Origin of the sequence: Streptomyces sp. XH2 (genome assembly GCF_049725035.1) — a bacterium.
GTDB classification, from domain to species: domain Bacteria; phylum Actinomycetota; class Actinomycetes; order Streptomycetales; family Streptomycetaceae; genus Streptomyces; species Streptomyces roseoverticillatus.
Window position 1 is genome coordinate 120,622 of sequence record NZ_JBMMMZ010000013.1, and the last position, 20,838, is coordinate 141,459.

The 20,838-nt window shown below is 67.7% G+C and carries 14 protein-coding genes, 1 tRNA gene and 1 pseudogene; 14 read left to right on the forward strand and 2 right to left on the reverse strand.

Annotated features, from left to right (window positions below; all coding sequences use genetic code 11):
* Window positions 1-139: 139 nt before the first annotated feature.
* Window positions 140-1,192, forward strand: a pseudogene (locus ACOTKD_RS26055) (UDP-N-acetylmuramate dehydrogenase); the annotation flags it as partial.
* 125 nt (window positions 1,193-1,317) lie between these two features.
* Here the strand turns inward: ACOTKD_RS26055 and ACOTKD_RS26060 are convergent.
* Entirely contained in the window at window positions 1,318-2,382 is a 1,065-nt protein-coding gene (locus ACOTKD_RS26060) for an adenosine deaminase (RefSeq protein ID WP_424891441.1), read from the reverse strand.
* 119 nt (window positions 2,383-2,501) lie between these two features.
* Window positions 2,502-3,749 (reverse strand): pyridoxal phosphate-dependent aminotransferase, encoded by a 1,248-nt coding sequence (locus ACOTKD_RS26065; protein ID WP_424891442.1) that lies wholly within the window; start codon window positions 3,747-3,749, stop codon window positions 2,502-2,504.
* A gap of 275 nt (window positions 3,750-4,024) precedes the next feature.
* Between ACOTKD_RS26065 and ACOTKD_RS26070 the strand changes: the two genes are divergently transcribed.
* From ACOTKD_RS26070 to fusA, 13 genes are all read left to right on the forward strand, one after another.
* A tRNA-Trp gene (locus ACOTKD_RS26070) sits at window positions 4,025-4,097 on the forward strand.
* A 109-nt stretch (window positions 4,098-4,206) separates the two neighbouring features.
* Window positions 4,207-4,497 (forward strand): preprotein translocase subunit SecE, encoded by a 291-nt coding sequence (secE, locus tag ACOTKD_RS26075; RefSeq protein WP_106677933.1) that lies wholly within the window; start codon window positions 4,207-4,209, stop codon window positions 4,495-4,497.
* Between the two features lie 81 nt (window positions 4,498-4,578).
* Window positions 4,579-5,469: a transcription termination/antitermination protein NusG gene (gene nusG, locus ACOTKD_RS26080; RefSeq protein ID WP_424891443.1), complete on the forward strand. Its 891-nt coding sequence runs from the start codon at window positions 4,579-4,581 to the stop codon at window positions 5,467-5,469.
* Between the two features lie 161 nt (window positions 5,470-5,630).
* Window positions 5,631-6,065 (forward strand): 50S ribosomal protein L11, encoded by a 435-nt coding sequence (gene rplK / locus ACOTKD_RS26085; RefSeq protein WP_030368427.1) that lies wholly within the window; start codon window positions 5,631-5,633, stop codon window positions 6,063-6,065.
* Window positions 6,066-6,139: 74 nt separating this feature from the next.
* On the forward strand, window positions 6,140-6,856 hold the full coding sequence (rplA, locus tag ACOTKD_RS26090) for a 50S ribosomal protein L1 (protein WP_366088616.1): 717 nt from the start codon (window positions 6,140-6,142) through the stop codon (window positions 6,854-6,856).
* Window positions 6,857-7,040: 184 nt separating this feature from the next.
* Window positions 7,041-7,982, forward strand: coding sequence for a hypothetical protein (locus ACOTKD_RS26095; protein ID WP_424891444.1), 942 nt, complete (start codon window positions 7,041-7,043; stop codon window positions 7,980-7,982).
* Window positions 7,983-8,276: 294 nt separating this feature from the next.
* Window positions 8,277-8,807, forward strand: a complete 531-nt coding sequence (gene rplJ / locus ACOTKD_RS26100) for a 50S ribosomal protein L10 (RefSeq protein WP_030368424.1) — start codon at window positions 8,277-8,279, stop codon at window positions 8,805-8,807.
* Between the two features lie 107 nt (window positions 8,808-8,914).
* A complete protein-coding gene (rplL, locus tag ACOTKD_RS26105; RefSeq protein WP_424891445.1) occupies window positions 8,915-9,301 on the forward strand; it encodes a 50S ribosomal protein L7/L12 in 387 nt (128 codons plus the stop codon).
* A 545-nt stretch (window positions 9,302-9,846) separates the two neighbouring features.
* Window positions 9,847-13,329: a DNA-directed RNA polymerase subunit beta gene (rpoB, locus tag ACOTKD_RS26110; protein ID WP_424891446.1), complete on the forward strand. Its 3,483-nt coding sequence runs from the start codon at window positions 9,847-9,849 to the stop codon at window positions 13,327-13,329.
* A gap of 97 nt (window positions 13,330-13,426) precedes the next feature.
* A complete protein-coding gene (locus ACOTKD_RS26115) occupies window positions 13,427-17,326 on the forward strand; it encodes a DNA-directed RNA polymerase subunit beta' (RefSeq protein WP_424891447.1) in 3,900 nt (1,299 codons plus the stop codon).
* A 428-nt stretch (window positions 17,327-17,754) separates the two neighbouring features.
* Window positions 17,755-18,126, forward strand: a complete 372-nt coding sequence (gene rpsL / locus ACOTKD_RS26120; protein ID WP_003948652.1) for a 30S ribosomal protein S12 — start codon at window positions 17,755-17,757, stop codon at window positions 18,124-18,126.
* A gap of 2 nt (window positions 18,127-18,128) precedes the next feature.
* A complete protein-coding gene (gene rpsG / locus ACOTKD_RS26125; protein WP_004950419.1) occupies window positions 18,129-18,599 on the forward strand; it encodes a 30S ribosomal protein S7 in 471 nt (156 codons plus the stop codon).
* A 39-nt stretch (window positions 18,600-18,638) separates the two neighbouring features.
* The gene (gene fusA, locus ACOTKD_RS26130) at window positions 18,639-20,762 is read left to right on the forward strand and encodes an elongation factor G (RefSeq protein WP_424891448.1); all 2,124 of its coding nucleotides are present in this window, start codon (window positions 18,639-18,641) and stop codon (window positions 20,760-20,762) included.
* Window positions 20,763-20,838: the final 76 nt, after the last annotated feature.

Genomic DNA, 20,838 nt, shown 5'->3' on the forward strand with positions numbered 1-20,838 from the left:
CGGGCCCGTAAATATGCGGCCCCGGACCCCCACCCCGGAGCCCCCGGTCCCCGGCCCCGCACGCACCCGCAACGGCTCCCGGCCCCCGGCCCCGCACGCACCCGCAACGGCCGCCGCACCCCACCCGTACCCTGGTCTGGTGCAGGAACGACACGACGCCCCCCTCGCCCCCCTGACCACCTTCAGGCTCGGCGGCCCCGCCCGCCGCCTGATCACGGCAACCACCGACGCCGAGGTGATCGCCGCGGTCCGCGAGGCCGACGAGACCGGAACCCCGCTGCTGATCATCGGCGGCGGCAGCAACCTCGTCATCTCCGACAAGGGCTTCGACGGCACGGCCCTGCGCATCGCGACGACGGGCTTCACCCTCGACGGCACCGCCCTCGAACTGGCCGCCGGCGAGAACTGGTCCGAAGCCGTGGCCCGCACCGTCGAAGCCGGCCTCGCCGGCGTCGAGTGCCTGGCCGGCATCCCCGGCTCCGCCGGTGCCACGCCCATCCAGAACGTCGGCGCGTACGGCCAGGACGTCTCCCAGACGATCACCGAAGTCGTCGCGTACGACCGCCGCACCGGCGAGACGGTGACCCTCACCAACGCCGAGTGCGCCTTCTCCTACCGGCACAGCCGCTTCAAGGCGGACCCCGCCCGCTACGTCGTGCTCCGCGTCCGCTTCGAGCTGGAGGACGCGGGCGGCCTGTCGGCGCCCATCCGCTATCCGGAGACGGCCCGCGCCCTCGGCGTCGAGGCGGGCGACCGCGTTCCCGCGGCGCAGGCCCGTGAGACGGTCCTCAAGCTGCGCGCGGGCAAGGGCATGGTCCTCGATGCGGAGGACCACGACACGTGGTCGGCGGGGTCGTTCTTCTGCAACCCGATCCTCACCACCGCCGAGCACGAGTCGTTCCTGGCCCGCGTCGCGGACCGCCTCGGCGCGGACGTGACGCCTCCCGCCTACCCGGCGGGGGAGGGCTTCATGAAGACGTCCGCGGCCTGGCTGATCGACAAGGCGGGCTTCACGAAGGGTTACGGGACGGGTCCGGCGCGGATCAGCACGAAGCACACGCTTGCGCTCACCAACCGTGGTGAGGCCACGACGGAGGACCTCCTCGCGCTCGCCCGCGAGGTCCGGGCGGGCGTCCACGAGGCGTTCGGGGTCACCCTGGTGAACGAGCCGGTCACGGTCGGCGTGGCGCTTAAACCGGGGCCCGCCCCCCCCCCCCCCCGGCCCGGGGCCGGGGGCCCCCCCCCCGCACCCCCGTATCGCGCTGAACGCGCTCGGCCTCGAACGCCGGCCGGGCTGAGAGGAGGCCGGGAGCCGCCTCAGGCGGCACCCAGCCACCCGTCGATCCCCGCCAGCAACCCCGCCCGGACGGGCTCCGGCGCAGCCGACCCCCGTACCGACTGCCGCGCCAGCTCCGCCAGCTCGGCGTCCGTGAAGCCGTGGTGCTCGCGCACCAGCTCGTACTGCGCGGCGAGCCGCGAGCCGAAGAGCAGGGGGTCGTCCGCGCCGAGTGCTATCGGCACGCCGGCGTCCCACAGGGTCCGCAGCGGCACGTCGCCCGGCTTCTCGTAGACGCCCAGCGCGACGTTGGACGACGGGCAGACCTCGCACGTCACCCCCCGCTCCGCGAGCTTCCGCAGCAGCCGCGGGTCCTCGGCGGCCCGCACGCCGTGTCCGACGCGCGACGCGTGCAGGTCGTCCATGCAGTCCCGCACGCTGCTGGGGCCGGACAGCTCGCCGCCGTGGGGCGCGGCCAGCAGCCCGCCCTCCCGCGCGATCTCGAACGCGCGGTCGAAGTCGCGTGCGAGCCCGCGCCGCTCGTCGTTGGAGAGGCCGAAGCCCACCACGCCCCGGTCGGCGTACCGCACGGCGAGCCGCGCGAGCGTCCGGGCGTCCAGGGGGTGCTTCATGCGGTTCGCGGCGACGAGCACCCGCATGCCCAGCCCGGTCTCCTTCGAAGCGGTCTCGACCGCGTCCAGGATGATCTCCAGGGCGGGAATCAGCCCGCCCAGCCGAGGGGCGTAGGACGTCGGGTCGACCTGGATCTCCAGCCACCCGGACCCGTCCCGGACGTCCTCCTCCGCGGCCTCCCGCACCAGCCGCCGGATGTCCTCGGGCGACCGCAGGCACGAGCGCGCGATGTCGTAGAGCCGCTGGAACCGGAACCAGCCCCGCTCGTCCGTGGCCCGCAACTTCGGCGGCTCGCCGCTGCTCAGCGCTTCGGGGAGGTGCACCCCGTACTTGTCGGCGAGCTCCAGCAGGGTGCCGGGCCGCATGGACCCGGTGAAGTGCAGGTGCAGATGGGCCTTCGGCAGCAATCGAACGTCTCTGACAGCGGCTTCGCCGCGGGCACGAACACTCTCCATTCGCAGATCCTGCCGCATGTACCGGCCCAACCGGAAGGCACTTTCCCTTAACGGGCGCCGCACCGAAAACGAAACCGAAAACGAACACGGGCTCCCGGCACAAGGCCGGGAGCCCGTACGAAGCGAGCCGCAGGCGGCTACGCCTTCGCCTCCGCCAGCAGCTTCTGGATCCGGGAGACACCCTCGACGAGGTCCTCGTCGCCCAGCGCGTAGGACAGCCGCAGGTACCCCGGCGTGCCGAACGCCTCACCCGGCACCACCGCGACCTCGACCTCCTCCAGGATCAGCGCGGCGAGCTCGACGGACGTGGCGGGCCGCTTGCCGCGGATCTCCTTGCCGAGCAGGGCCTTGACCGACGGGTAGGCGTAGAACGCGCCCTCCGGCTCCGGGCAGAGCACGCCGTCGATCTCGTTGAGCATGCGCACGATCGTCCGCCGGCGGCGGTCGAAGGCGGTCTTCATCTCGTCGACGGCGGAGAGGTCGCCGGAGACGGCCGCGATCGCCGCCCGCTGTGCGACGTTGGACACATTCGACGTGGCGTGCGACTGCAGGTTCGTCGCGGCCTTGATCACGTCCTGCGGGGCGATGACCCACCCGACGCGCCAGCCGGTCATCGCGTACGTCTTGGCGACGCCGTTGACGACGATGCACTTGTCACGGAGCTCCGGCACGACGACCGGCAGGGAGGAGAACTCGGCGTCGCCGTAGACCAGGTGCTCGTAGATCTCGTCCGTCAGCACCCACAGCCCGTGCTCCGCGGCCCAGCGGCCCACCGCCTCGACCTGCTCGCGCGAGTACACCGCACCGGTCGGGTTCGACGGCGAGACGAAGAGCAGCACCTTCGTCCGCTCGGTGCGGGCGGCCTCCAGCTGCTCGACCGACACCCGGTACCCGGTGGTCTCGTCGGCCACGACCTCCACCGGCACACCGCCCGCGAGGCGGATCGACTCGGGGTAGGTGGTCCAGTACGGGGCGGGGACGATGACCTCGTCGCCCGGGTCGAGGATCGCGGCGAAGGCCTCGTAGATGGCCTGCTTGCCGCCGTTGGTGACCAGCACCTGCGAGGCCTCGACCTGGTAGCCGGAGTCGCGCAGCGTCTTCGCGGCGATCGCGGCCTTCAGCTCGGGGAGGCCGCCGGCGGGCGTGTAGCGGTGGTTCTTCGGGTCGCGGCAGGCCTCCACCGCGGCCTCGACGATGTAGTCGGGGGTGGGGAAGTCGGGCTCGCCGGCGCCGAAGCCGATCACCGGGCGCCCGGCGGCCTTGAGGGCCTTGGCCTTGGCGTCGACGGCGAGGGTCGCGGACTCGGAGATCGACCCGATGCGGGTCGACACCCGGCGCTCGGTGGGGGACTGGACGTTGGGCTCGGAAGGAGTCGCAGCGGTCATGGGGGCATCGTTGCAGACGGGGGACGAAGCGGGCACACCCGTTTCACGGACCGCTCGGGCGCGTCCCGGCCGAGCCCCGGCAATGCCCTGGAATGCAACGTTCCGCCCCTGCTCCGGACCTGTTCCGGCCGCGCTCCGGACCCGTCGCGACACAAGCTGTTCGACGCACGCCCCGGGAGCACGTACACTCATCCACCGTTGGCCCTCACCGGCCGCGATCCGGCTCTGCACACACCGTGCACACGCCCGGATGCGGTACGTTGGGGAAACCACAAAGGGTCGTAGCTCAATTGGTAGAGCACTGGTCTCCAAAACCAGCGGTTGGGGGTTCAAGTCCCTTCGGCCCTGCTACACGCATCGTCACCAGGGTGCGTGCGTGCGTACGTACTGAAATGCACCGCCGTGCGGCTCAACCGGGCGCGGCACGGCTCACGACCCGGATTCAGGTGAGGACGTAGTGACGGAAGCCCTTGGCTCCACCGCGACGCCTGAGAGCGGTCGTCCCGAGGACGAGGTGGCCGCCAGGAAGGGCCGCCGTGGCGGGAAGCGCGGGAAGAAGGGCCCCTTCGGCCGCCTCGCGCTCTTCTACCGTCAGATCGTCGCAGAGCTCCGCAAGGTCGTCTGGCCCACCCGGGGCCAGCTGTCGACGTACACCACCGTGGTGATCGTCTTTGTCGTCATCGTCATTGGCCTGGTCACCGTGATTGACTATGGATTCACCAACGCCGTCAAGTACGTCTTCGGCTGAATCCGCGGGTAGGGCGGCTGCCGTGAGGCGAGCCGCCCCTTTCGCACGTTCCACCCCTTGTAGCCAGGAAGAAGCAGCCACGTGTCTGACCCGAACCTGAACGACGCCGCCGAGAAGGCCGCTGAGGCGGCAGAGGCCGACGTGGATGCCACTGTCTCGGCCGAGGTCGAGGGCGACGACACCGCGCAGGAGATCGTCGAGGGCGCCGACGCCGCCGACGAGCTCGACGCCGAGGAAGCCGCCGCCGGCGAGCCGGCCGAGGAGGCCGCCCTCCACGTCGAGTCCGACGAGGACGCCGAGTCCGGTGAGGAAGCCGCCGAGGAGGCCGAGGAGGCCGCCGCGGAGGAGCCCGCCGCCGACCCGATCGAGGCCCTCCGCGAGGAGCTCCGCGGCCTGCCCGGCGAGTGGTACGTCATCCACACCTACGCCGGTTACGAGAACCGCGTGAAGACCAACCTCGAGCAGCGCGCCGTCTCGCTCAACGTCGAGGACTACATCTTCCAGGCCGAGGTGCCGCAGGAAGAGGTCGTCCAGATCAAGAACGGCGACCGCCGCACCGTCCGCCAGAACAAGCTCCCGGGCTACGTCCTGGTGCGCATGGACCTGACGAACGAGTCCTGGGGCGTCGTCCGCAACACCCCGGGCGTCACCGGCTTCGTCGGCAACGCCTACGACCCGTACCCGCTGACGCTGGACGAGATCGTCAAGATGCTCGCCCCGGAGGCCGAGGAGAAGGCCGCCCGCGAGGCCGCCGAGGCCGAGGGCAAGCCGGCGCCGCAGCGCAAGGTCGAGGTCCAGGTCCTGGACTTCGAGGTCGGCGACTCGGTCACCGTCACCGACGGCCCGTTCGCCACCCTGCAGGCCACGATCAACGAGATCAACGCCGACTCGAAGAAGGTCAAGGGCCTCGTCGAGATCTTCGGCCGCGAGACCCCGGTCGAGCTGAGCTTCGACCAGATCCAGAAGAACTGACACCTTCTGGCACTCAAGCCACCGAACAGGTCAGACCCGCTCGTACAGGGGTCTGACCTCTCGGTTTTTGGCCCGGCCACGTTACCCGTTATCGTGGTGCGGTATGCCTGCGCGCACTGTGCGCATGGCAAAAAAACTCTCACTAGGACCCGGAGAGAGCAATGCCTCCCAAGAAGAAGAAGGTCACGGGGCTTATCAAGCTCCAGATCAGCGCCGGTGCCGCGAACCCGGCTCCGCCGGTCGGCCCCGCGCTGGGCCAGCACGGCGTCAACATCATGGAGTTCTGCAAGGCCTACAACGCCGCGACCGAGTCGCAGCGTGGCATGGTCGTGCCGGTGGAGATCACGGTCTACGAGGACCGTTCCTTCACCTTCGTGACCAAGACTCCGCCGGCCGCGAAGCTGATCCTCAAGGCCGCGGGCGTGGAGAAGGGCTCCGGCGAGCCGCACAAGACCAAGGTCGCCAAGATCACCGAGGCGCAGGTCCGCGAGATCGCCACCACCAAGATGCCCGACCTGAACGCCAACGACCTGGACGCCGCCGCGAAGATCATCGCCGGCACCGCCCGCTCCATGGGCATCACGGTCGAGGGCTGATCAGCCACCCCCTTGCAGTACCCGTGGAAGGGCCGGCGCGGCCCGTACCACGACTCCAATCCTGAGGAGAAGCAGTGAAGCGCAGCAAGACTCTTCGCAACGTGGACGCGAAGATCGACCGGGAGCGTCTGTACGCCCCGCTCGAGGCCGTCCGCCTGGCGAAGGAGACGTCCTCCGTGAAGTTCGACGCGACCGTCGAGGTTGCCATGCGCCTGGGTGTCGACCCGCGCAAGGCCGACCAGATGGTCCGCGGCACCGTGAACCTTCCGCACGGCACCGGTAAGACCGCCCGGGTCCTGGTCTTCGCGACCGGCGACCGTGCCGAGGCCGCGCGTGCCGCGGGTGCCGACATCGTCGGCGCCGACGAGCTCATCGACGAGGTCGCGAAGGGCCGCCTGGACTTCGACGCCGTCGTCGCCACCCCGGACCTCATGGGCAAGGTCGGCCGCCTCGGCCGCGTGCTCGGTCCGCGTGGTCTGATGCCGAACCCGAAGACCGGCACCGTCACCCCGGACACGGCCAAGGCCGTGACCGACATCAAGGGCGGCAAGATCGAGTTCCGCGTCGACAAGCACTCGAACCTGCACTTCATCATCGGCAAGGTCTCCTTCGACGAGACCAAGCTGGTGGAGAACTACGCCGCTGCGCTTGAGGAGATCACCCGTCTCAAGCCGTCCGCCGCGAAGGGCCGCTACATCAAGAAGGCGACCCTGACCACCACGATGGGCGCCGGCATCCCGCTGGACAGCAACCGCACCCGCAACCTCCTGGTGGAGGACGAGACCGTCTGATCCTGACCGGATCACGACGCCTCGGCGCGAGAGCGTACGGGCAGGCCCGCATCTCTTTGTGAGATGCGGGCCTGCCTGCGTTTTAACGGGGCCCTTGCGCATGACTGCCCTCCCTGCCCTTGTGGTGAACTAACGTTCACATTGATCGCTTTTGAGCAATGGTGTGAGTGGAGGGGGCAAGGACATGCGGAAGTCCACCTGGAAGCGCCTGAGCGTGTCGGTGACGGCCGTGGCCCTGCTGGGCGGCGTCGCGGCCTGCGGTGGCGGCGAGAAGGGCGACAAGGCCGCCTCGGGGGCCTCCGCGAAGTCGGAGAAGCAGCCTGCGGGCGGGGCGTCGGTCGAGGTCATCAACGCGGCCTTCAAGAAGACGCAGGCGGCGAAGTCGGCCAAGTTCGAGATGACCATGAAGCTGCCGGGTCTCGGCGACCAGCCCCTGACCCTGCGGTCCTCCGGCGTCATGGGCTGGGACCCCACCGTCGTGGACCAGCGCATGACCGGGCTGCCCGGCAAGGACGGCGCACCCGCCGAGACCCGCTCCATCACGATCGGCACCGCCACGTACACCGACGTGGGCCCGGAGGGCGCCGCCAGGAACGACGGCAAGCGCTGGATGAAGGTCGACCTCGCCGCGATGGCCAAGGAGTCCGGCGACGGCGGCAAGGCCCTGCAGCAGCTCATGGGCGGTGGGCAGGGGCAGAGCCAGGACCCGGCCAAGCAGATGGCGCTCCTGAAGGAGTCGCCGAACGTGAAGCTGGTCGGCGAGGAGACGGTCGGCGGCAAGAAGGCCCAGCACTACAAGGGCACGCTCTCCGCCGAAGAGGCCGTGAAGTCCAACAAGAGCCTCGAAGGCCTCGGCGAGAAGGACCGGCAGGAGCTGCTGGACACCATCAAGCAGGCCGGCATCACGCAGTACGAGATGGACGTCTGGGTGGGCTCCGACGACCTCCCCGTGAAGCTGGTCATGAACATGGACACCGCCAAGGGCCGGATGGAGATCACGGAGAGCCTCTCCGGCTACGGCACCAAGGCCGACGTCCAGGCGCCGCCGGCGGAGCAGACCGTCGATCTGCTGGAGAAGCTCAAGAAGATGAAGGAGAGCGGCGACACCCCGTCGCCGGCCTCCTGACCTGCGGGGAAACGCTCGCCCGGGGGCCGATTTGCTTCCGGGCGCACCCTTCACGTACCTTCTTCCAGAAGCCAAAGACCGCTGGTCGTTGCTGTGCCTCCATCCGGAGGTGTGGTGGCCGAAGGATCCGCTAGCTGCGGGCGACCTGCGCAGGTGATTTGAGGAAGCACTCCCGCGACGACTTCGGGTCGAAGCGGTCGAGTTACGCCCCGAGCGCCTGCGCCGGGGCGTTTCGTTTTGCCCAGGTCCCTTCGCGCGTAGCGGTCCGAATCACCCGGAAGGAGGCCGAGGCTCATGGCGACGTCCGCCAAGGCTGCTGCGGTTGCCGAGCTGACGGACAAGTTCCGTAGCTCGAACGCCGCTGTGCTGACCGAGTACCGCGGTCTCACCGTGGCGCAGCTCAAGACGCTGCGCCGTTCGCTCGGTGAGAACGCCCAGTACGCCGTGGTGAAGAACACGCTGACCCAGATCGCGGCTCGTGAGGCCGGGATCACGCTGGAGGACCAGCTCTTCGCTGGCCCGACGGCCGTTGCCTTCGTCACCGGTGACCCGGTGGCGTCGGCGAAGGGTCTCCGTGACTTCGCCAAGGAGAACCCGAACCTCATCATCAAGGGCGGTGTCCTTGATGGTAAGGCGCTCTCCGCCGATGAGATCAAGAAGCTTGCGGACCTCGAGTCCCGCGAGGTTCTGCTCAGCAAGCTGGCCGGTGCCATGAAGGGCAAGCAGTCCCAGGCTGCCTCGCTCTTCCAGGCGCTGCCGACGAAGCTCGTCCGCACCGCGGACGCGCTGCGCGCCAAGCTCGCCGAGCAGGGCGGTGCCGAGTAATTCGGCTCGCGCATTGACCGGTGCCACCCGGCACCGGTCGCAGCGGGCCGTACGCCCGCCGACATGTACATCCCGGCACCTGCCGATTTAGTGGAAGGACCGCCATCATGGCGAAGCTGACCCAGGACGAGCTGCTCGCGCAGTTCGAGGAGATGACCCTCATCGAGCTCGCGGCCTTCGTGTCCGCTTTCGAGGAGAAGTTCGACGTCACCGCCGCCGCTGCCGCGCCGGTCGTCGTCGCCGGTGCCGCCGGTGGCGCTGCCGCCGAGGCCGCTGAGGAGAAGGACGAGTTCGACGTCATCCTCACCGCCGCCGGTGACAAGAAGATCCAGGTCATCAAGGTCGTCCGTGAGCTGACCTCCCTCGGCCTGAAGGAGGCCAAGGACCTCGTCGACGGCACCCCGAAGCCGGTCCTCGAGAAGGTCGCCAAGGACGCCGCGGAGAAGGCCGCCGAGGCCCTCAAGGGCGCCGGCGCCTCCGTCGAGGTCAAGTAAGACCTTGCGAGTCGTCTGACTCTCTTCGCCGGCAGCTGCCGGTAGCCAACGGGCGATCACCCATGCGGGTGGTCGCCCGTCGGCGTTTCCCCGGACGGCTGCGCGGAGCACGTCCCGGGGGCGAGTATGGTGATCTTCGTTGCCCTCCCGGACGGGCCGTGGGCCTTGACGAACGCGACGGGGCGCGCAATTCTCAGGACGCGTCGCCACATCGGTCCACCGTCCGAGGCATGGATCGAAGGCGAAGAGGGAAGTCTTGCGTCAGGCGATGCCTGCAGGCGTCCGCCGCACGGCGAGGGACAACAGGATCCCGGAGGGAGAGATTGGTATCGCACCGGTCTCCGCACATCCGCTCTGGACATCAGTGGGCCAAGTGGCTACACTGACCCTTTGCGCTGCCTGTTAGCTGCTCCCTGCCCGTCACCAGGGGCATGCCCACAATCGAGCACTGCTGATGGAAACCCGCTGACCTGGGATTTCTTATCGATGCACGGTGTGGGGCCGGTACGCGCGTAGTGAGTCCGAGCCCTCGGAAGGACCCCCTCTTGGCCGCCTCGCGCAACGCCTCGACCGCCAATACGAACACCGGCGCCAGCACCGCCCCGCTGCGCATCTCTTTTGCGAAGATCAAGGAGCCCCTCGAGGTTCCGAACCTCCTCGCGCTGCAGACCGAGAGCTTCGACTGGCTGCTCGGCAATGCCGCCTGGAAGGCTCGCGTCGAGGCTGCGCTGGAGTCCGGTCAGGACGTCCCCACGAAGTCCGGTCTGGAGGAGATCTTCGAGGAGATCTCCCCGATCGAGGACTTCTCCGGGTCGATGTCGCTGACCTTCCGCGACCACCGTTTCGAGCCCCCGAAGAACTCGATCGACGAGTGCAAGGAGCGCGACTTCACGTACGCGGCCCCGCTCTTCGTCACGGCCGAGTTCACCAACAACGAGACCGGTGAGATCAAGTCTCAGACGGTCTTCATGGGCGACTTCCCGCTCATGACCAACAAGGGCACCTTCTGCATCAACGGCACCGAGCGTGTCGTCGTCTCGCAGCTGGTCCGCTCGCCCGGCGTCTACTTCGACTCCGCCATCGACAAGACGTCCGACAAGGACATCTTCACGGCCAAGATCATCCCGTCCCGGGGTGCCTGGCTGGAGATGGAGGTCGACAAGCGCGACATGGTCGGCGTCCGCATCGACCGCAAGCGCAAGCAGTCCGTCACCGTCCTCCTGAAGGCTCTCGGCTGGACCACCGAGCAGATCCTCGAGGAGTTCGGCGAGTACGAGTCCATGCGCGCCACCCTGGAGAAGGACCACACCCAGGGCCAGGACGACGCGCTGCTCGACATCTACCGCAAGCTGCGTCCGGGCGAGCCGCCGACCCGTGAGGCCGCGCAGACGCTGCTCGAGAACCTCTACTTCAACCCGAAGCGCTACGACCTCGCGAAGGTCGGCCGCTACAAGGTCAACAAGAAGCTGGGCGCGGACGCCCCGCTCGACGCCGGTGTGCTGACCACGGACGACGTCATCGCGACGATCAAGTACCTGGTCAAGCTGCACGCCGGTGAGCAGGAGACGGTCGGCGAGAACGGCACCTCGATCGTCGTCGAGACCGACGACATCGACCACTTCGGCAACCGTCGTCTGCGCAACGTCGGCGAGCTCATCCAGAACCAGGTCCGCACGGGTCTGGCTCGTATGGAGCGCGTCGTCCGCGAGCGGATGACCACCCAGGACGTCGAGGCGATCACGCCGCAGACCCTGATCAACATCCGGCCGGTCGTCGCCTCCATCAAGGAGTTCTTCGGCACCAGCCAGCTGTCCCAGTTCATGGACCAGACCAACCCGCTGTCGGGTCTGACCCACAAGCGTCGTCTCTCGGCGCTGGGTCCGGGCGGTCTCTCCCGTGAGCGGGCCGGCTTCGAGGTCCGAGACGTCCACCCGTCGCACTACGGCCGCATGTGCCCGATCGAGACGCCCGAAGGCCCGAACATCGGTCTGATCGGCTCGCTCGCCTCCTACGGCCGCGTCAACGCGTTCGGCTTCGTCGAGACCCCGTACCGCAAGGTCGTGGGCGGTGTCGTCACCGACGAGGTCGACTACCTGACTGCTGACGAGGAAGACCGCTTCGTCATCGCCCAGGCGAACGCCCCCCTCACCGAGGACATGCGCTACGCCGAGGCCCGCGTGCTGGTCCGCCGCCGTGGCGGCGAGATCGACTACATCGCCGGCGACGACGTCGACTACATGGACGTCTCCCCGCGCCAGATGGTGTCGGTCGCGACCGCGATGATCCCGTTCCTCGAGCACGACGACGCCAACCGCGCGCTCATGGGATCGAACATGATGCGCCAGGCCGTTCCGCTGATCAAGGCGGAGGCCCCGCTGGTCGGCACCGGCATGGAGTACCGCTGTGCGGTCGACGCCGGTGACGTCATCAAGGCGGAGAAGGACGGTGTGGTCCAGGAGGTCTCCGCGGACTACGTCACCGTCGCCAACGACGACGGCACGTACAACACGTACCGGGTCGCCAAGTTCTCCCGCTCGAACCAGGGCACGTCCTTCAACCAGAAGGTCGTCGTCGACGAGGGCGCCCGCGTCATCGCCGGCCAGGTGCTCGCCGACGGTCCGTCCACGGACGAGGGCGAGATGGCCCTCGGCAAGAACCTGCTCGTGGCGTTCATGCCGTGGGAGGGTCACAACTACGAGGACGCGATCATCCTGTCGCAGCGCCTCGTGCAGGACGACGTCCTCTCCTCGATCCACATCGAGGAGCACGAGGTCGACGCCCGTGACACCAAGCTCGGCCCGGAGGAGATCACCCGGGACATCCCGAACGTCTCCGAGGAGGTCCTCGCCGACCTCGACGAGCGCGGCATCATCCGCATCGGTGCCGAGGTCGTCGCCGGCGACATCCTGGTCGGCAAGGTCACCCCGAAGGGTGAGACCGAGCTGACCCCGGAGGAGCGCCTGCTCCGCGCGATCTTCGGTGAGAAGGCCCGTGAGGTCCGTGACACCTCGCTGAAGGTCCCGCACGGCGAGATCGGCAAGGTCATCGGCGTCCGCGTCTTCGACCGCGAGGAGGGCGACGAGCTTCCCCCGGGCGTGAACCAGCTGGTCCGCGTCTACGTCGCCCAGAAGCGCAAGATCACCGACGGTGACAAGCTCGCCGGCCGTCACGGCAACAAGGGTGTCATCTCCAAGATCCTCCCGGTCGAGGACATGCCGTTCCTCGAGGACGGCACCCCGGTCGACATCATCCTCAACCCGCTCGGTGTCCCCTCCCGAATGAACCCGGGACAGGTCCTCGAGATCCACCTCGGCTGGCTCGCCAGCCGCGGCTGGAAGGTCGAGGGCGACGAGGACTGGATGAAGCGCCTGCAGGCCATCGGCGCCGACGACGTCGCGCCGGGCACCAACGTCGCGACCCCGGTCTTCGACGGCGCCCGCGAGGACGAGATCGCCGGTCTCTTCGAGTCCACGATCCCGAACCGCGACGGCGAGCGCATGGTGCTCCCCTCCGGCAAGGCCCGGATGTTCGACGGCCGCTCCGGCGAGCCGTTCCCGGACCCGATCTCCGTCGGGTACATGTACATCCTCAAGCTGCACCACCTGGTCGACGACAAGCTGCACGCCCGTTCGACCGGCCCGTACTCCATGATCACCCAGCAGCCGCTGGGTGGTAAGGCTCAGTTCGGTGGCCAGCGCTTCGGTGAGATGGAGGTGTGGGCGCTGGAGGCATACGGCGCCGCGTACGCCCTCCAGGAGCTGCTGACCATCAAGTCCGACGACGTGACCGGCCGCGTGAAGGTCTACGAGGCCATCGTCAAGGGCGAGAACATCCCCGAGCCCGGCATTCCCGAGTCCTTCAAGGTGCTCATCAAGGAAATGCAGTCCCTGTGCCTCAACGTGGAGGTGCTGTCCTCGGACGGCATGTCCATCGAGATGCGCGACACGGACGAGGACGTCTTCCGCGCTGCGGAAGAGCTCGGTATCGACCTGTCCCGGCGCGAGCCGAGCAGCGTCGAAGAGGTCTGACGGGTCTGACGGGGGGCTCGGCAAGAGCCCCCCGTCGTCCCCGGACCCCCTCAGACCACTGATGAAGACACGACCCTGAAAGAGGGATTGACGAACAGTGCTCGACGTCAACTTCTTCGACGAGCTGCGGATCGGCCTGGCGACCGCGGACGACATCCGAACCTGGTCCCACGGCGAGGTCAAGAAGCCGGAGACCATCAACTACCGCACCCTGAAGCCCGAAAAGGACGGACTCTTCTGCGAGAAGATCTTCGGTCCGACCCGGGACTGGGAGTGCTACTGCGGCAAGTACAAGCGTGTCCGCTTCAAGGGCATCATCTGTGAGCGCTGTGGCGTCGAGGTCACCCGCGCCAAGGTGCGCCGTGAGCGGATGGGCCACATCGAGCTGGCCGCTCCCGTCACCCACATCTGGTACTTCAAGGGCGTTCCGTCGCGTCTGGGCTACCTGCTCGACCTCGCCCCGAAGGACCTCGAGAAGGTCATCTACTTCGCCGCCTACATGATCACGTGGGTGGACGAGGAGCGCCGCACGCGCGACCTGCCCTCGCTGGAGGCCCACGTCTCCGTCGAGCGCCAGCAGATCGAGCAGCGCCGCGACGCCGACCTCGAGGCCCGCGCCAAGAAGCTCGAGGCCGACCTGGCCGAGCTCGAGGCCGAGGGTGCCAAGGCCGACGTGCGCCGCAAGGTGCGCGAGGGCGCCGAGCGTGAGATGAAGCAGCTGCGCGACCGCGCGCAGCGCGAGATCGACCGTCTCGACGAGGTCTGGAACCGCTTCAAGAACCTCAAGGTCCAGGACCTCGAGGGCGACGAGCTGCTCTACCGCGAGCTGCGCGACCGCTTCGGCACCTACTTCATGGGTGCGATGGGCGCCGCCGCGCTGCAGAAGCGCCTGGAGTCCTTCGACCTCGACGAGGAGGCCGAGCGCCTCCGCGAGATCATCCGGACCGGCAAGGGCCAGAAGAAGACCCGTGCGCTCAAGCGCCTCAAGGTCGTCTCCGCCTTCCTGCAGACCCGCAACAGCCCCAGCGGCATGGTGCTGGACTGCATCCCCGTGATCCCGCCGGACCTGCGTCCGATGGTGCAGCTGGACGGTGGCCGCTTCGCGACCTCCGACCTGAACGACCTGTACCGCCGTGTGATCAACCGCAACAACCGTCTGAAGCGTCTGCTCGACCTCGGTGCCCCCGAGATCATCGTGAACAACGAGAAGCGGATGCTCCAGGAGGCGGTCGACGCCCTCTTCGACAACGGCCGTCGTGGTCGCCCGGTCACGGGCCCCGGCAACCGTCCGCTGAAGTCCCTCAGCGACATGCTGAAGGGCAAGCAGGGTCGATTCCGTCAGAACCTGCTCGGTAAGCGCGTCGACTACTCGGCCCGTTCCGTCATCGTCGTCGGTCCGCAGCTGAAGCTGCACCAGTGCGGTCTGCCCAAGGCCATGGCGCTGGAGCTCTTCAAGCCGTTCGTGATGAAGCGCCTGGTCGACCTGAACCACGCGCAGAACATCAAGTCGGCCAAGCGCATGGTCGAGCGCGGCCGCACCGTCGTGTACGACGTCCTCGAAGAGGTCATCGCCGAGCACCCGGTGCTGCTGAACCGTGCGCCCACGCTGCACCGCCTCGGCATCCAGGCCTTCGAGCCGCAGCTGGTCGAGGGCAAGGCCATCCAGATCCACCCGCTCGTCTGCACCGCGTTCAACGCGGACTTCGACGGTGACCAGATGGCCGTCCACCTGCCGCTCTCCGCGGAGGCGCAGGCCGAGGCCCGCATCCTGATGCTGTCCTCGAACAACATCCTCAAGCCGGCCGACGGCCGTCCGGTCACCATGCCGACCCAGGACATGGTGCTCGGTCTGTTCTTCCTCACCACCGACGAGGAAGAGCGCAAGGTCATCGGCGAGGGCCGGTCCTTCGGCTCGGTCGCCGAGGCGATCATGGCGTTCGACGCCCGTGAGCTCTCGCTCCAGGCGAAGGTCGACATCCGCTTCCCGATCGGCACCGTTCCCCCGCGCGGCTGGGTTCCCCCGGTCGCCGAGGAGGGCGAGCCGGAGTGGCAGCAGGGCGACAGCTTCCGCCTGCGCACCACCCTGGGCCGCGCGCTCTTCAACGAGCTGCTGCCCGAGGACTACCCGTTCGTGGACTACTCGGTGGGCAAGAAGCAGCTCTCCGAGATCGTCAACGACCTGGCCGAGCGCTACCCCAAGGTCATCGTGGCGGCGACGCTCGACAACCTGAAGGCGGCCGGCTTCCACTGGGCGACCCGTTCCGGCGTCACCGTGGCCATCTCCGACGTCGTGGTCCCCGAGGCCAAGAAGGAGATCGTCCGCGGCTACGAGGCCCAGGACGAGAAGGTCCAGAAGCAGTACGAGCGCGGTCTGATCACCAAGGACGAGCGCACGCAGGAGCTCATCGCGATCTGGACCAAGGCGACCAACGAGGTCGCCGAGGCGATGAACGCGAACTTCCCCAAGACGAACCCCATCTTCATGATGGTTGACTCGGGTGCCCGAGGAAACATGATGCAGATGCGGCAGATCGCCGGTATGCGTGGTCTGGTGTCGAACGCGAAGAACGAGACCATTCCGCGACCCATTAAGGCGTCGTTCCGTGAGGGTCTCTCCGTGCTGGAGTACTTCATCTCCACCCACGGTGCCCGTAAGGGTCTCGCGGACACCGCCCTCCGTACCGCCGACTCGGGTTACCTGACCCGTCGTCTGGTGGACGTCTCGCAGGACGTCATCATCCGCGAGGAGGACTGCGGCACCGAGCGCGGCCTCAAGCTGCAGATCGCGTCCCGCGGCGCCGACGGCGTGCTGCGCAAGGCCGAGGACGTCGAGACCAGCGTCTACGCCCGCATGCTGGCCGAGGACGTCGTCATCGACGGCAAGGTCATCGCGCCGGCCAACGTCGACCTCGGTGACGTGCTCATCGACCAGCTCGTCGCCAACGGCGTCGAGACGGTCAAGACCCGTTCGGTCCTCACCTGTGAGTCCGCGGTCGGCACCTGTGCCTTCTGCTACGGCCGCTCGCTGGCGACCGGCAAGCTGGTGGACATCGGTGAGGCGGTCGGCATCATCGCCGCCCAGTCCATCGGTGAGCCCGGTACCCAGCTGACGATGCGTACCTTCCACACCGGTGGTGTGGCCGGTGACGACATCACCCAGGGTCTGCCCCGTGTCGTCGAGCTCTTCGAGGCCCGTACGCCCAAGGGTGTCGCCCCGATCTCCGAGGCCGCCGGCCGCGTGCGGATCGAGGAGACCGAGAAGACCAAGAAGATCGTCGTCACCCCGGACGACGGCTCCGAGGAGACCGCCTACGCGATCTCCAAGCGTGCCCGTCTGCTGGTCAGCGAGGGCGAGCACGTCGAGGTGGGCCAGAAGCTCACCGTGGGTGCCACCAACCCGCACGACGTGCTGCGCATCCTGGGCCAGCGCGCCGTCCAGGTCCACCTGGTCGGCGAGGTCCAGAAGGTCTACAACTCGCAGGGCGTGTCGATCCACGACAAGCACATCGAGATCATCATCCGGCAGATGCTGCGCCGCGTGACGATCATCGAGTCCGGCGACGCGGAGCTGCTGCCGGGCGAGCTCGTGGAGCGCTCGCGCTTCGAGGGCGAGAACCGTCGTGTGGTCACCGAGGGCGGTCACCCCGCCTCCGGCCGTCCGCAGCTGATGGGTATCACCAAGGCCTCGCTGGCGACGGAGTCCTGGCTGTCGGCCGCCTCCTTCCAGGAGACGACCCGAGTCCTGACGGATGCGGCGATCAACGCCAAGTCCGACAGCCTCATCGGCCTCAAGGAGAACGTCATCATCGGTAAGCTCATCCCGGCCGGTACGGGTCTGTCCCGCTACCGCAACATCCGGGTGGAGCCCACCGAGGAGGCCAAGGCCGCGATGTACTCGGCCGTCGGTTACGACGACATCGACTACTCGCCCTTCGGCACCGGCTCCGGCCAGGCGGTCCCGCTGGAGGACTACGACTACGGTCCGTACAACCAGTAAGTCGCAAGCGGTACGCGCGCAGGGCGGTCACCCCACCGGGGTGGCCGCCCTGCGGCGTATCCGGGCCGGCGGCGGAGGGCCCGCGTGATTTCACCCATACGCGCGATGCGAACCTCCCGCAGAACCGGGAAACCACCACATATGCAGCACATCGGGGTGTCCTCCGCGTGTGCATTTGTTTTGACCGCAGCCCATGCGCTAGGTAGGCTCTGACCTTGTGCCTGGGGTGTCCCTGGGCTCTCGTGCGTGCCCACAGTCCGTGCGGGAGACCGGACCTCTCGGATCTTCTCGGTCCGAAGCGGTCGAAGACACCGAATTCTGCGCCCTTTCCATCATCGGCAGGGGTCTGCAGCCTTCGACACGCCCGACCGCGTGGGTCGGCGGGTTCCCAGGTTAGTTTTATCGAGATCACAGAAACCGGAGAAACGGTGCCTACGATCCAGCAGCTGGTCCGGAAGGGCCGGCAGGACAAGGTCGAGAAGAACAAGACGCCCGCACTCGAGGGTTCGCCCCAGCGCCGCGGCGTCTGCACGCGTGTGTTCACGACCACCCCGAAGAAGCCGAACTCGGCGCTCCGTAAGGTCGCGCGTGTGCGCCTGACCTCCGGCATCGAGGTCACCGCTTACATTCCGGGTGAGGGCCACAACCTGCAGGAGCACTCCATCGTGCTCGTCCGCGGTGGCCGTGTGAAGGACCTGCCGGGTGTTCGCTACAAGATCATCCGCGGTTCCCTCGACACGCAGGGCGTCAAGAACCGTAAGCAGGCTCGCAGCCGCTACGGCGCCAAGAAGGAGAAGTAAGAATGCCTCGTAAGGGCCCCGCCCCGAAGCGCCCGGTCATCATCGACCCGGTTTACGGCTCCCCTCTGGTGACGTCGCTGATCAACAAGATCCTCCTGCACGGCAAGCGCTCCACCGCCGAGCGCATCGTGTACGGCGCCATGGAGGGTCTGCGCGAGAAGACCGGTAACGACCCGGTCATCACCCTCAAGCGCGCTCTCGAGAACGTGAAGCCGGCTCTCGAGGTCAAGTCCCGCCGTGTCGGTGGCGCCACCTACCAGGTGCCGGTCGAGGTCCGTCCGGGCCGCGCCTCCACCCTGGCGCTGCGCTGGCTGGTCGGTTACTCCCGCGCCCGTCGCGAGAAGACCATGACCGAGCGCCTCATGAACGAGCTGCTGGACGCCTCGAACGGTCTCGGCGCCTCGGTCAAGAAGCGTGAGGACACGCACAAGATGGCCGAGTCCAACAAGGCCTTCGCGCACTACCGCTGGTAGTCGCTACCCCCATCGAGAACCGAGAGAAGACTGAGCCATATGGCCACCACTTCGCTTGACCTGGCCAAGGTCCGCAACATCGGGATCATGGCCCACATCGACGCGGGCAAGACGACCACCACCGAGCGGATCCTGTTCTACACCGGTGTTTCGTACAAGATCGGTGAGGTCCACGACGGCGCCGCCACGATGGACTGGATGGAGCAGGAGCAGGAGCGTGGCATCACGATCACGTCCGCTGCCACCACCTGCCACTGGCCGCTCGACAACGTCGACCACACCATCAACATCATCGACACCCCGGGTCACGTCGACTTCACCGTCGAGGTGGAGCGCTCCCTGCGCGTGCTCGACGGTGCCGTGACGGTGTTCGACGGCGTTGCCGGTGTCGAGCCCCAGTCCGAGACCGTTTGGCGTCAGGCGGACCGCTACGGCGTGCCGCGCATCTGCTTCGTCAACAAGCTCGACCGTACGGGTGCCGAGTTCCACCGCTGCGTCGACATGATCGTCGACCGCCTCGGTGCGGTTCCGCTGGTCATGCAGCTGCCGATCGGCACCGAGGCCGACTTCAAGGGCGTGGTCGACCTCGTCCAGATGAAGGCGCTGGTCTGGTCCGCCGAGGCCGCCAAGGGCGAGATGTACGACGTCGTCGACATCCCGGACACCCACATCGAGGCTGCCGAGGAATGGCGCGGCAAGCTCCTCGAGGGCGTCGCCGAGAACGACGAAGAGATGATGGAGCTCTTCCTCGAGGGCCAGGAGCCCACGCAGGAGCAGCTGATGGCGGCCATCCGCCGCATCACCCTCGCGTCGAAGGGCGGCGGCGACTCCGTCACCGTCACCCCGGTGTTCTGTGGTACCGCGTTCAAGAACAAGGGCGTGCAGCCCCTGCTCGACGCCGTGGTCCGCTACCTGCCGTCGCCGCTGGACATCGAGGCCGTCGAGGGCCACGCGGTCAACGACGCCGACGAGGTCGTGAAGCGCAAGCCGTCCGACGACGAGCCGTTCGCCGGCCTTGCCTTCAAGATCATGAGCGACCCGCACCTCGGCAAGCTCACCTTCGTCCGGGTCTACTCGGGCCGCATGACGGCGGGCACCCAGGTGCAGAACTCCGTCAAGGGCAAGAAGGAGCGCATCGGCAAGATCTACCGGATGCACGCGAACAAGCGTGAGGAGATCGAGTCGGTGGGTGCCGGTGACATCGTCGCCGTCATGGGTCTGAAGCAGACCACCACCGGTGAGACCCTCTGCGACGCGTCCAACCCGGTGATCCTCGAGTCGATGGACTTCCCGGCTCCGGTCATCCAGGTCGCCATTGAGCCCAAGTCCAAGGGCGACCAGGAGAAGCTGGGTGTCGCCATCCAGCGCCTCGCCGAGGAGGACCCGTCCTTCCAGGTCCACACGGACGAGGAGACGGGCCAGACCATCATCGCGGGTATGGGCGAGCTGCACCTCGACGTGCTGGTCGACCGTATGAAGCGTGAGTTCAAGGTCGAGGCCAACGTCGGCAAGCCGCAGGTCGCGTACCGCGAGACGATCCGCAAGGCCGTCGAGCGTATCGACTACACGCACAAGAAGCAGACTGGTGGTTCCGGCCAGTTCGCGAAGGTGCAGATGGCGATCGAGCCCCTCGAGGGCGACGGTTACGAGTTCGAGAACAAGGTCACCGGTGGCCGCATCCCGCGGGAGTACATCCCGTCCGTGGACGCGGGTTGCCAGGAGGCCATGGAGTTCGGTGTTCTGGCCGGCTACCCGCTGACCGGCGTCAAGGTGACGCTGCTCGACGGTGCCTTCCACGACGTCGACTCCTCCGAGCTCGCGTTCAAGATCGCCGGTTCCATGGCGTTCAAGGAGGGTGCTCGCAAGGCGTCGCCGGCTCTGCTGGAGCCGATGATGTCGGTCGAGGTCACCACCCCCGAGGACTACATGGGCGACGTCATCGGTGACATCAACTCCCGCCGTGGCCAGATCCAGGCCATGGAGGACCGTCACGGCGCCAAGCTCGTCAAGGGCCTGGTTCCGCTGTCGGAGATGTTCGGCTACGTCGGCGACCTCCGCAGCAAGACTTCGGGTCGCGCAAGCTACTCGATGCAGTTCGACTCCTACGCCGAGGTTCCGCGGAACGTCGCCGAGGAGATCATCGCGAAGGCCAAGGGCGAGTAACGAGCTCCGTCTCCACAGACGAGGCTCACGCCTTAGGCTTGACACCGGCTGTCGGGGCATACCACCGCAAATCGTG